Origin of the sequence: Rhodopseudomonas sp. NSM (assembly GCF_052445935.1) — a bacterium.
In the GTDB taxonomy this organism is placed as follows: domain Bacteria; phylum Pseudomonadota; class Alphaproteobacteria; order Rhizobiales; family Xanthobacteraceae; genus Rhodopseudomonas.
The window spans coordinates 835,151-846,894 of sequence record NZ_JBQTCH010000002.1 but is presented as its reverse complement, the minus strand read 5'-3'; the positions used below and the strand labels follow the sequence as shown (position 1 = coordinate 846,894).

Annotated in this window: 9 protein-coding genes; 7 read left to right on the top strand and 2 right to left on the bottom strand. The window is 68.8% G+C overall.

Translation table 11 applies throughout. The annotated features are described in order from the left end of the window. A complete protein-coding gene (locus ACTZWT_RS08205) occupies positions 1-903 on the top strand; it encodes a glycosyltransferase family 2 protein (protein ID WP_444769153.1) in 903 nt (300 codons plus the stop codon). Here ACTZWT_RS08205 and ACTZWT_RS08200 read toward each other — a convergent pair. Beyond that, positions 889-2,289 carry a pyridoxal phosphate-dependent aminotransferase gene (locus ACTZWT_RS08200; protein WP_444769152.1) on the bottom strand — a complete coding sequence of 467 codons (1,401 nt, stop codon included), beginning with the start codon at positions 2,287-2,289 and terminating at the stop codon, positions 889-891. The genes ACTZWT_RS08205 and ACTZWT_RS08200 overlap by 15 nt on opposite strands. Positions 2,290-2,363: 74 nt before the next feature. On the opposite strand from ACTZWT_RS08200, the gene ACTZWT_RS08195 reads away from it, so the two are divergent. From ACTZWT_RS08195 to ACTZWT_RS08185, 3 genes are read left to right on the top strand one after another with little or no spacing between them, the layout of a single operon-like run. Beyond that, positions 2,364-4,103, top strand: coding sequence for a hypothetical protein (locus tag ACTZWT_RS08195; RefSeq protein ID WP_444769151.1), 1,740 nt, complete (start codon positions 2,364-2,366; stop codon positions 4,101-4,103). Then, positions 4,100-5,386, top strand: coding sequence for an alanine racemase (locus tag ACTZWT_RS08190; protein ID WP_444769150.1), 1,287 nt, complete (start codon positions 4,100-4,102; stop codon positions 5,384-5,386). The genes ACTZWT_RS08195 and ACTZWT_RS08190 overlap by 4 nt, the downstream gene beginning before the upstream one ends. Next, complete coding sequence (locus ACTZWT_RS08185; protein WP_322517700.1) at positions 5,361-6,098, top strand: GntR family transcriptional regulator; 738 nt, start codon at positions 5,361-5,363, stop codon at positions 6,096-6,098. Before ACTZWT_RS08190 ends, ACTZWT_RS08185 begins: the two co-directional genes overlap by 26 nt. 25 nt (positions 6,099-6,123) lie before the next feature. Here ACTZWT_RS08185 and ACTZWT_RS08180 read toward each other — a convergent pair whose 3' ends face one another. Further along, positions 6,124-6,522: a nuclear transport factor 2 family protein gene (locus tag ACTZWT_RS08180; RefSeq protein ID WP_444769149.1), complete on the bottom strand. Its 399-nt coding sequence runs from the start codon at positions 6,520-6,522 to the stop codon at positions 6,124-6,126. Between the two features lie 282 nt (positions 6,523-6,804). On the opposite strand from ACTZWT_RS08180, the gene ACTZWT_RS08175 reads away from it, so the two are divergent. From ACTZWT_RS08175 to ACTZWT_RS08165, 3 genes are all read left to right on the top strand, one after another. Then, positions 6,805-7,989, top strand: coding sequence for an ABC transporter substrate-binding protein (locus ACTZWT_RS08175; RefSeq protein ID WP_444769148.1), 1,185 nt, complete (start codon positions 6,805-6,807; stop codon positions 7,987-7,989). Between the two features lie 221 nt (positions 7,990-8,210). After that, entirely contained in the window at positions 8,211-9,080 is an 870-nt protein-coding gene (locus ACTZWT_RS08170; RefSeq protein WP_444769147.1) for a branched-chain amino acid ABC transporter permease, read from the top strand. Positions 9,081-9,082: 2 nt separating this feature from the next. Continuing rightward, complete coding sequence (locus ACTZWT_RS08165; RefSeq protein ID WP_444769146.1) at positions 9,083-11,572, top strand: branched-chain amino acid ABC transporter ATP-binding protein/permease; 2,490 nt, start codon at positions 9,083-9,085, stop codon at positions 11,570-11,572. Positions 11,573-11,744 lie beyond the last annotated feature (172 nt).

Here is an 11,744-nt window from a genome sequence, read left to right as displayed (position 1 = left end):
ATGCCGCAGCCGTCGGCGATTTCGATCATCATTCCGACCCGCGACAAGCCGGAGCGGCTGGTGCTGACGCTGCATGCGCTGCTGCGCCAGCGCAGTGGCAACGCACGCCGCATCGAGACCATCCTGGTCGATGACGGCAGCGCCGCTCCGGTCGAACCGTTGCTGGCGCCGCTGCGGGCGCAGGGGCGCGAGGTCGAGTTGATCCGGACCGCAGGCATCGGCCAGGCGGCGGCGCGCAATCGCGGCGCGGCGGCGGCGCGCGGCGAGTTGCTGCTGTTCGTCGATGACGACGTGCTGCTGTCGCCGGACTATGTCGCGCGCTGCGTGGCGCTGTGCAGCGGTCGTCCCGATTTGATCGTCCGCGCGCCGGTGTATCTGCTGCGCTATCTCGCGGCGTTCCGCGATCCCGAGCGCGGCCTGCGCTACGACGGCCGCGCTGCCGACGAGCGGCTTTTCGGCGAGCGCATCAGCCGCGCGATGATCAGCAATGACTGGCCGTCCATCGCGCGAAAATGCCGGCATCGCAACCGCTTCGAGCGGCTGGTGTCGGACGCGCTGGCGCAGCGGCCGCCGCGGTTTCCGTGGCTCGGCTATTCCGGCTCCGGCGTCGCGCTGTCGCGCGCGTTGTTCGTGCGAAGCGGCGGATATGACGAGGCCTTCGGCCTGCGCTGGGGCGCCGAGGCGATTGAGCTCGGCTACCGGCTGTGGCGCGGCGGCGCGCGCTTCGTCGAGGCCGAGGCCATCTATTCGGCGCACATGGATCATCCGCGCGGCGCGTCGCTGGGCAGCTTCGACGACAGTTTCGACCTGTTCTTCGCCAGGCATCGCGATCCCGCGATCCGCGAGGTGCAGGCGCTGATCCTCGCCGACGACCGGCGGCCGTCGGCGTCAGCGGCGGGCTGAACCCGAATCGAGAAAGCGCGCGAGATTGTCGATGCCGCGGGCGAACATCTCGCGCTCGGCGGCGCAGGAGACCCGGACCCAGAAGTCTGTCGAGGAGGCGTCGTCGTGATCGGCAAACACCGTCTCGGTATAGAAATCGGCGCCGGCCTGGTCGAAAGCGGCGGTGACGAACTCCCATTCCGTCATCCCGGTCGCGAGCCGGACGCAGTGATTGAAGCCGGACTGCAGGTCGATGCTGTGCGCGAGATGCGGGCCGATCCGCTGTTCGAAGTCATTCCAGTTGGCGCGGCAGGTCGCGCCGACCGCGGCGAGGTCGGCCGTGTAGCTCGCAAGCGCTGCGGTCCAGTCCAGCTCGGCATCGAGAAAGCGCCAGATCCCGTCGAAGCGGGCGAAATCGTCGGAGAACGGCGCGAACAGTTCGAGATAGTGCCGGGCCTCGCGCGCGGTGCGGGTGACGATGCGCTGCGCGTCGCGGCCCTGCGCGCGGCGCAGCCGCCGCGCCATCACCCGCAGGATCATGTCGGCGATCAGCGCGCTCGACCCGGCATTGACCGGCGACCAGGATTGCCGCTCATTGTGCTTGCGGACGAAATCGACCACCGGCTGCGCCGCCAGCAGATAGCCGGCGCGCAGGCCGGCGAGGCTGCGCGATTTCGAGTAGCTGCCGATCCAGATCAGCCGCGGCGGAAACGTCGCGAGGGTTTCGTCCGGCAGCGGCGCCGGCAGATCGTCCTCGTCGGCCGCGGCCAGCGACGGCACCTCGTCGAACACCAGCCAGCCGCCGGCCTGCGCGACGGCGTCGACGACACGGCGCAATTCGCCGGTGTCGTAGGTCTCGCCGGACGGATTGCTCGGCTGCGACAGCACCACGATATCCGGCCGCTCCGCTGCGATCCGCGCGCAGGCCTCGTCGGCGGTCGGCAGCAGGCGGTCGCGCAGCTCGGACCGCGCAATGCGATAGGCGATGCCGACCTCGTCGCAGACGGTCGAGAAGAAGCTGTAGTTCAGCCCCAGCACCAGCGCGTTGCGGGCACAGGCGGTGTCCGCGAGATAGCGGAAGGCGCCGGCGAGCGCGCCGGTGGCGCCGACGGTGAGGCACACATTGGCGGGGGCGATCGCGCCGAAGGCGGGGCGGCCGAGCCGGTCGTGCATTTCGAAGGCGATCGCCGCGCCGATGCCGAGCGCGCCGCCGGGCGCAGTGTAGTTCTCGATCAGCCGCCGCTCGCGCAACTCGCGCGCCGCGAGATCGAGCAGCACACGCGGCGTCTGCAGATGATTGACGCCCGAGGACAGATAGCTGACGCCGCCATGACGCGCGATCACCGCGCGCCGCCGCGCCGGGTCGTAGAAGTAAGCGTTGGCGCGTTCCAGCGAGCGATAGGTCATCGCGACGATCCGGGACAACGGGCTGCGCACGAATGGCGTGCGTCGACGCCTGAATACTCGCAAAGATTGTGTGAGTGCGCAACTTCAATCACGATGATCGCAGCATGATCCGCGCGTCGTGTAGCAGCGGGGACGAACTGCTGATCGAAGTGCGCGGCGCAGGTGTAGCTCGGCCCGACGCAGGCGACATCGTCGCCTTCGGCAACGAGGCCGTGCCCGCTGCCGCGCTGTATTCAGAACTGACAGGACGGCCATGGAGGGTTGCCGCGACGATCGGCGCGGGGGCGCTCGCGCGCTGCAAAGTCATCGTGGCGCTGACGACCCGGATCGACGACGAGCTGATCGAAATCGTGTTCGGCGAGCGCCGCGACGCCTATCCCGGCCTGATCATCGCCGCGACGCCGGAGCGGCTGCGCTGCCGCGTACTGAGCTGCGCGGCGGCGCTCGCCGCGGACGGCGAGGATCGGCCGCATCGGGTCGAGCTGATTCCGGGCCTCGACATCGAGACCATCGCGAGCGCCGACACGACGTTGCTCGGGCGCAGGTCGCGCGCCGCCGATATTCGGGCCGCGCTCGGCCGCGGCGATAGCGCGGTGCTGATCCACGGCCATGGCGACGGCATCGACGGCGATCTCGGGCCGCTGGTCCTGTGCCCGGTCGACGACGCCTGGCGCGCCCGGCTGCCTGACGCTGCGCCGGTGTGCCGGATCACCGCGCGCTGCTATCGCAACCGGCACGACCTCGGCTCCGATGCGCATCGCGCGGCGCAATTGTTCGCATCGCAGATTGCCGCGCGGGTGCTGATCTGGAACACCTGCATCGGCTTTCCGTCGCAGCACGGGCTGGTCGGGCGGGAGTGGGGCGCGGGCGTGCTGCTCGCGGAAAGCCCGTCGATCGGCGCGCTGCTGACGACATGGCGGATCACGATGGCGCCGGCGACGCTGCCGGCCGCTTTGCTCGATCGGCTGATGGCGGGCGCAACCATCGGAGAGGCGCTGGTCGCGATCAATGCGCGCGCCGATGCGCAGCGCGCCGGGTATCAGCTCTGTCTGTTCGGCGATCCTGATCTGCGGATCGCGCCGCCGCGCACTGCGACTCCGCAGCCACGCGCAGCGCAGTCGCGAAAGCCGCCGCGCGGCGTGCAGCTCACCGCCGCCGATCCGGCCGCGCGCGTGATCGAACTCTGCGTCCGCGACGCGCCCGCGTTGCAGACCCTGCCGAAACAGGCGCGGCGCGAAGCGAACCTGCGGCGATATCTGCGCAGCGCGCTGCTGCGCTATCAGCAGACGCAGGTTGCGGCGACGCGGGCGCGGCTGCGTCGCGGCTTGGTCGCCCACGCCGCCGCCCGCGGCGGCCTGCGCGATCTGTGGATTCCACACGCCGCGATCGTTGCGGACGGCAAGGAGGCGTGCCCGCATTGCGGCGCGCCGGCGATGCGTTTCGCGGCGGACCTCGATCATCTCGGCATTGCGCCGCGCGTGCTGCTGAATTGCAGCCGCTGCGAGATCGTGGCCGATCGCCCCGCGGCGCTACCCGTCTCCGCGACCGTGACGCATGACGGCGTCGCGTTGCGCGCCGATGTCGAGGCCGGGTGCTGGGATGCGATGCTGGTGGCGTCGTCGCGCTGGCCGGTGGCGCCGCGCATCCGCCGCTGGCCGGCTGCGGCCGACGGCGGGCCCGAACCAATGCTGTCGCTGGCGGATTGGCGCTGGCCGTATCCGTCCGAGGTCGCGGTCGTGGTCGCCGCCGGCCTCGACGTCGCGGTGCTGGCGCGCACGCTGCGGCTGCGGCCCGGCGACGAGCCGCCGCGATGAGCGCCCCGGTCGCGTTCGATCCCGATCGGATCGCGACGCTCGCCGCGCGCCACGGCACGCCGCTGTTCGTCTACGACGCGCCGGCGATGCGCGCCGCCGCGGCGCGATTGCAGGAGGCGCTGCCGCCGGGGGCGCGATTGTTCTATGCGGTGAAGGCGAACCCGGCGCCGGCGGTGATCCGGCTGTTCGCCGGCGAGGGCCTCGGCGCCGAGGTGGCGTCGGGCGGCGAATTGCGGCTCGCGCTCGGCTGCGGTGTCGCGCCCGATCGCATCGTGTTCTCCGGGCCGGCGAAGACCGCGCCGGAGCTGTGCAGTGCGATCGCCGCCGGCATCTTCGCGGTGCAGGCGGAGTCCATTGCCGAGCTCGAGACGCTGCAGGCGCTGTGCGTCGAGCGCGGCGCGACGGTGCGCGTCGCTCTGCGCGTCAATCTCGGGCAGAGCGGCGAGCGGCGCGGCGGCTGGGGCGGGCCTTCGCCGTTCGGCATGGATACCGACGCGCTGGACGAGGTCACGGCGCACGCCGCGCGGCTCGACCGCGTCCGCATCGTCGGCCTGCACAATCACCAGGCGTCGCAGACGCTCGACCCGGCGAAGCTGATCGCGCGGTTCGACGCCTTCGCGCGCATGGCGGCGCGGCTCACGTCGCGGTTCGATCTGCAGTTCGTCAATTTCGGCGGCGGCTTCGGCGCGCCGTTCTACGCCGACGACGAGCCGATCGATCTCGCGCCGGTCCGCGCGTCTTTCGCCGCGCTCGCCGGCGTGTTCGGCGAGCGGCCGCTGCAGATCGCCGCTGAGTCCGGGCGCTATCTCACCGGCCCTTCGGGCTGCTACGTCGCGCGCGTGGTCGATGTGAAGCGGTCGTTCGGGGTGCGCTACGCGCTGCTCGACGGCGGCATCCATCACATGCTCGGCCTGTCCGGCGCGATGCGGGCGCTGCGCCGGCCGGTGGCGGTGGCGCGGGTCGGCGCGCGATCGGGGGGGCCTTGCGAGCCGACCGAGATTGCCGGGCCGCTATGCACGCCGATCGATCGCCTCGCCGGCGCGGCCGAGCTGCCCTGCGATCTCGCCGCCGGCGATCTGCTCGCCTTCGCCAATTGCGGCGCCTATGCCAAACACGCGAGCCCGCTGAATTTCCTCGGCCACGACTGGCCTGCCGAACTGATGATCGACGGTGAGCGCGTCATCGTGCTGTCGCCGCAAATTGCATTCGACCCGCTGCTGTGGCAATCACGTGAGGCACTCCAGCGATTTCGATGCGATGGCAAAATCCACTCGGGCTCCTGATCGCGGCGCGGTCATCTACAAGGCGTTGTGGCACGCCATCATCGAGCAGGCGCTGCAGCCCGGCGCCAAGCTTCCCGAAGATGCGATCGGCGAGAAATTCGGCGCCAGCCGCACCATCGTCCGCGCCGCGCTGGGCCGGCTCGCTGCGGAAGGGCTGGTCGAGCTGCGCCGCAATCGCGGCGCCGCGGTCGCGACCCCGAGCTGGAACGAGGCGCGCGACATCTTCGACGTCCGGATCGGTCTCGAGCGGCTGGTGGTGGCGCGGCTCGCCGGCCGGCTGACGCGCGAGCAGATCAAGCAGCTCGAGCAGCATGTCGACGCCGAGGAGCAGGCGAGGGGCAGCAACGAGCCGCTATCGATCCGGCTCGCCACCGCGTTCCATATCCGGCTCGCCGAGATGACCGGCAATCCGGTGCTGGCGCGCTATGTCAGCGAGGTGGCGTCGCGCTGCGGGCTGATTCTCGCGCTGTACAGCCGGCCGCATTCGGCCGATTGCGCCGTCAGCGAGCATCGCGCCATCATCGCGGCGCTGGCGTCGGGCGACGCCACCCGCGCCACCGCGCTGATGGACCACCATCTCGACGCGGTGGCCGAGCGTGCGCTGATCGTGCCGCACGCCCCGGAAGCGCGCGACATCCAGGACATCCTGTCGCCCTATGCGAAAGAGGCGGCGTTGCCGAAGACCAGGAAAGCCGGCGCGAAGAAGCGTTGAGCCGCCCGCCGCGAAAACTGCGCGCTTACGCCTCGATGCCGTGCCGGGTCAGCAGCCGCTCGGCGCTGTCGTTCCAGACGTCCATCTTGACGATCTTGCCGTCGCGCACCACGAAGCGGTCGACATAGCGATTGCCTTCGAACGGCGTGCCATCGGGCCATTCGCCGTACAGCGTGCCGGTGTTGTAGACGATGGTCTCGCCGTTTCCGGGCGCGACGTCGGTGCGCTCCATCTTCTTCTTCACCCATTTGTAGCGGCCGGCGTTGAACGCGGTGGCATCGCGCGGATGCTGGAATTTGCGGCCGCCGGTGAAGGTGATGGCGACGTCGGGAGCCATGAAGGTGCCGGCAGTCTCCGGGTCGGGAACCATCGACGCCACGAGAAAACGTTCGACCAGCGCCGCGGCTGCGGCGGTCTGATCCATGGACGGCGCGGCTTCAGCGCGGGATGATGACACGGGAATTCTCCTGAACATGCGACAACGGGCGGGGCGATCCAAGCAAGCCCGGTGCCAGATATCGTATCCGTTTCCAACAAAAATTGTATACGATTTGTGCGGGCGCTGTCTGGATAATGGGCAGCGGTCGTGAAAAACAGCCGCGATAGCGGGCTTTCCTCACGATTCCCGGCGGCTTCGGCGCGGTCGGGGGATGGCACAGCGCTTGCTAGCAAGGATGCGATGATTTCATCCTGCGAGGAGCCCGTGATGAGTTTCGCTTCCCAAATTTCGCGCCGCCTGTTGCTCGCGGCCGGCGCCGCATCTCTGGCGCTGGTCGGCGTGGCGCCCGCGTCGGCCCAGGACACCATGAAGATCGGCCTGGTCGCGGCGATGTCCGGCCAGTCGGCGAAATCCGGCGAGGCCATCGTCCGCGGCCTGTCGCTGGCGATCGACGAGATCAACGCCAAGGGCGGCGTGCTCGGCAAGAAGCTCGAACTGGTGGTGCGTGACGACGAGAGCAATCCCGCCAAGGGCGTGATCGCCGCGCGCGAGCTGGTGCAGCGCGAGAAGGTCGCCGCTTACTTCGGCGGCATCGACACCCCGGTGTCGATGGCGATCGTGCCGTTCGCGAATCAGTCCAAGGTGCCGTTCATCGGCGTCTGGGCCGCCGGCACCAAGATCACCCAGAACGGCGCGCCCGAGAACTACGTGTTCCGGGTCTCGGCGGTCGACGCGCTGGTGGATATCGCGCTGGTCGACTATGCGATCAAGAAATACGGCGCCAAGAAGCCCGGCATGATCCTGATCAACAATCCCTGGGGCGAATCCAACGAGGCCGGGCTGAAGAGCGCGCTCGACGCCAAGAAGATGACCGCCGCCGGCATCGAGAAATTCGAAGGCGGCGACGTCGACGTGGTGCCGCAGCTCACCCGGCTGAAGGACGCCGGCGCCGATACGCTGTTCTTGGTCGCCAACGTCGCGCCCTCGGCGCAGGTGGTGAAGTCGCTCGACCGGATGGGCTGGAACGTGCCGGTGGTGTCGCATTGGGGCCCGGCCGGCGGACGTTTCACGGAGTTGGCCGGTCCCAGCGCCGAGAAGGTCCACTTCATCCAGACCTTCAGCTTCTCCGGCAACAGCAACCCGAAATCGGTCGCGCTGTTCGACGCGCTGAAGAAGAAATATCCCGAGGTCAAGACGGCCGCCGACGTCACGCCCGCGGTCGGCATCGCCAACGCCTACGACGCGATGCATCTCACCGCGCTGGCGATCGCCAAGGCCGGCTCGACCGAAGGCCCGAAGGTCCGCGAAGGCTTCTACCAGATCGGCAGCTATGACGGGTTGATCAAGACCTACAACAAGCCGTTCAGCGCCGACAATCACGACGCGCTGTCGCCCTCTGACTATCTGTTCACCTACTTCAAGGGCGCCGAGATCCTGCCGCTGGTGAACTGACCTGCCGCCAGAGTTCGTCATTCCGGGATGTGCGTTCGTCGGCGAAGCCGACGGACGTGCAGACCCGGAATCCATATCCCCTGTGACCGCGGTTCGGCGCAGCGGTTCTCACGCCCTGAGCGAACAAACGGTCCAGGGGGTATGGATTCCGGGTTCGCGCTGCGCGCGCCCCGGAATGACGATCGTGAGTTTGTCCTTCTGAAAACCACTACGGACGTTTCATGCTCACCTCCGCCATCATTTCCGGCATCGGCCTCGGCAGCATGTACGGGTTGATCGCGCTCGGCTTTCACATCACTTACGTGGTGTCGAACACGGTGAATTTCGCGCAGGGCTCGGCGATGATGCTGGGCGCCGTGCTGGGCTACACCTTCGGCATCCGATACGGCTGGCCGATGCCGCTGGCGATCGTCGCGGCGCTTTGCGTCTGCGCGCTGTTCGGCCTCGTAGTCGAGCGCATCCTGGTGCGGCCGTTCGTGGCGCGCGGTTCCAACGCCTGGCTGATGGCGACCGTCGCCGCCGGCATCGTGCTCGACAATGCGGTGATGTTCACCTTCGGCAAGGAGCCGCGCGGCTTTCCCTCCGACTGGGCGGCCCAGCCGATCCGGATTTTCGGCGCCGGCGTTTATCCGCTGCAACTGGTCATTCCGCTGGTCGGGATCGGCGCTGCTGCGGTGATGCATCTCTTGCTGCGCCACACAAGGCGCGGCAAGGCGCTGCTGGCGGTGGTGCAGAATCCCGATGCCGCGCGGCTGATGGGTATCAACGTGCATCGCACGATCGCAATCTCCTTCATGGTCTCGACGGCTCTCGCCGGTCTCGCCGGCCTGCTGATCGCGCCGTTGTTCAGCGTCAGTTCGGAGATGGGCACGCTGTTCGGCATCAAGGCATTCGCGGTTGCGATCCTCGGCGGCATGGGCTCGGCCTGGGGCGTGGTGATCGCAGGCCTGGTCTACGGCCTGATCGAGGCGCTGGTGACGTCGTTTCTCGGCTCGGTCTACACCCAGATCGTGGTGTTCTCGGTGGTCATCCTGGCGCTGGCGCTGATGCCGAACGGCCTGTTCGGCCGCGCCGCGATCAACAAGGTCTGATCATGGGCTTGGCTGAAAGACTCCGCAGCTACGCGATGCCGGCGACGGTGTTGCTGCTCACCGCGATCGCGGCGCTCTACGCCGCGCAGGCGGAAGGCTATTTGCCGTTCGTGCTGGCGATGGTGGCGCTGACCTGCATCGTCGGCGTCGGGCTCAACATCCTGGTCGGCCTCACCGGGCAGATATCGATCGGCCATGTCGGCTTCTACGCGATCGGCGCCTACACGGTGGCGATCCTGACCCTGCAGGGCTGGAGTTTCTGGCTGGCGCTGCCGCTGGCGGGCGTGATCGCCGGCGCCATCGGCCTGCTGCTGTCGCTGCCGGCGCTGCGCGTCTCCGGGCCTTATCTCGCGATGATCACCATCGCCTTCGCCTTCATCGTGCAGCATCTCACCATCGAATGGCGCGGCGTCACCGGCGGCTCCAACGGGCTGATGGGACTGCCGCCGCCGCAGCTCGGCGGCACGGTGTTCACCGAGCGCGAGATGGCGCTGCTGGCAATTCTGTTGGCCGGCGCCTCGACCTATCTGTTCTATCGGCTGGCAGGTTCCGCCTGGGGCAAGGCGATGATCGCGGTGCGCGACGCCGAGGTCGCGGCGCGGTCGATCGGGCTCAATCCGGTCAGCGTCAAGGCGGCGGCATTCGTGCTGTCGGCGGCGTTCGCCGGCATCGCCGGCGGCATCTTCGCCTCGCTGCTCGCCTTCGTCGCCCCGGACTCGTTTCCGTTCTCGCAGTCGATCCTGTTTCTGTTTGCCTGCATCGTCGGCGGGGCCGGCTGGGTGCTCGGGCCGGTGGTCGGCGCCGCGATCACCGTGGTGCTGCCGGAATTGCTATCCCAGCTCGCCGAATATCGGCTGCTGTTCTTCGGGCTGCTGCTGCTGGTGGTGCTTTGGCTGGCGCCGGAGGGCATTCTCGGCACGCTGGCGCGATTAGTAAGGCGGATCGATCCACGGCCCGCGAAGCCTGGTGACGTCGCAGCCTTTCTTTCTGCCTCGCCTGAGCATGGCGCGCTGCAGGTCGGCGGCATCGGCATCAGCTTCGGCGGCATCAAGGCGGCCTCGCAGGTGTCGTTCACGGCCGCGCCCGGCAAGGTCACCAGCGTGATCGGCCCGAACGGCGCCGGCAAGACCACCGTGCTCAACATGATCGGCGGCTTCTACAAGCCGGATTCCGGCAGCATCCGGCTCGGCGGGCAGGAGCTCGCCGGCGCGCCGGCGTGGAAGGTGGCGCGCGCCGGCATCGGCCGCACCTATCAGACCACCAAATTGTTCGAGACCATGAGCGTGCGCGACAACGTGCTGATCGCGATGCGGCGCGGCCGGCTCGGCTCGATGCTGGCCTTTGCCGCGAACGACGCCGACGAGGCCGCCGCCGAGGCGCTGATCGATTTCGTCGGCTATCGCGGCGCGCTGGCGGCGATCGCCGGCGACCTGCCGCATGTCGATCGCCGGCTCGTCGAGATCGCCCGCGCGCTGGCGATGCGGCCGCGCGTGCTGTTACTCGACGAGCCCGCCGCCGGCCTGATGGCGGCCGACAAGGACGCGCTGAGCGGGCTGCTGCGCCGGATCGCCGATCTCGGCATCGCGGTCATTTTGGTCGAGCACGACATGCGGCTGGTGATGGGGATCTCCGACCACGTCGTGGTGCTCGACGCCGGCACGCCGATCGCGGCCGGTTCGGCCAACGTCATCCGTCGCGATCCGAAAGTGCTCGCCGCCTATCTCGGCGGCGCCGAGATGCGCGCCCGCGGCCGCGAGACGCCGTGGGACGGCTCGCGCGACGCGGTGCTCGACGTGATCGATCTGGTCGCCGGCTATGGCGCCGCGCCGGTGCTGCAGAAGGTCAATCTGCAGGTGCGGCCCGGCGAGATGGTGGCGCTGATCGGCGCCAACGGCGCCGGCAAATCGACGATGATGCGCGCGCTTGCCGGCCTGCTGCGCCCGGTGCAGGGCGACGTCATCCTCGACGACCAGCGCATCGAAACCAGCGAGGCGCATCGCATCGCCGCGCGCGGCCTCGCGCTGGTGCCCGAGGGTCGGCAAGTGTTTCCCGAACTCAGCGTCTACGACAATCTCGAACTCGGCGCCAACACGCGGAGCAATGTCGACTACGCCGCCGAGATCGAAGCCGTGCTGACGCGGTTTCCGCGGCTGCGCGAGCGGCTGAACAGCCGGGCAGGGCTATTGTCCGGCGGCGAGCAGCAGATGCTGGCGATCGCGCGCGGCATGATGGCGAAGCCCCGCATCCTGCTGCTCGACGAGCCGTCGCTGGGCTTGGCGCCGGCGATGATCAATGAGCTCTACGACGTGCTCGCCGACCTGCGCGACGAGGGCATCACCATCCTCTTGGTCGACCAGATCGCCGTGCTGGCGCTGGCGGTGTCCGACCGCGGCTATGTGATCGACAGCGGCCGCATCGTCCGCGACGACAGCGCTGCGGCGCTCGCCAGTGATCCCGAGGTCGAGGCCGCTTATCTCGGCCACGTCGCGTGATGCCAGGCGCCCTCATCGTTTCCCGGACGCGGTGCGGCATGCTTATGCCGCTCCGCAGATCCGGGATCCCGGTTACCTGCAAAAGCCGAAACCGGGACCCCGGATCTGCGAAGCAATCCTTCGGATTGCATCGCGTCCGGGGAACGGCTTTCGCGAACTGAATCAAACTTCA

Excerpts from the sequence above, each read along its gene's own strand:
- ACTZWT_RS08205 (WP_444769153.1), top strand. The coding sequence starts at position 1 with ATGCCGCAGCCGTCGGCGATTTCGATCATCATTCCGACCCGCGACAAG.
- ACTZWT_RS08200 (WP_444769152.1), bottom strand. The coding sequence starts at position 2,289 with ATGACCTATCGCTCGCTGGAACGCGCCAACGCTTACTTCTACGACCCG.
- ACTZWT_RS08190 (WP_444769150.1), top strand. The coding sequence starts at position 4,100 with ATGAGCGCCCCGGTCGCGTTCGATCCCGATCGGATCGCGACGCTCGCC.
- ACTZWT_RS08185 (WP_322517700.1), top strand. The coding sequence starts at position 5,361 with ATGGCAAAATCCACTCGGGCTCCTGATCGCGGCGCGGTCATCTACAAG.
- ACTZWT_RS08180 (WP_444769149.1), bottom strand. The coding sequence starts at position 6,522 with ATGGATCAGACCGCCGCAGCCGCGGCGCTGGTCGAACGTTTTCTCGTG.
- ACTZWT_RS08175 (WP_444769148.1), top strand. The coding sequence starts at position 6,805 with ATGAGTTTCGCTTCCCAAATTTCGCGCCGCCTGTTGCTCGCGGCCGGC.
- ACTZWT_RS08170 (WP_444769147.1), top strand. The coding sequence starts at position 8,211 with ATGCTCACCTCCGCCATCATTTCCGGCATCGGCCTCGGCAGCATGTAC.
- ACTZWT_RS08165 (WP_444769146.1), top strand. The coding sequence starts at position 9,083 with ATGGGCTTGGCTGAAAGACTCCGCAGCTACGCGATGCCGGCGACGGTG.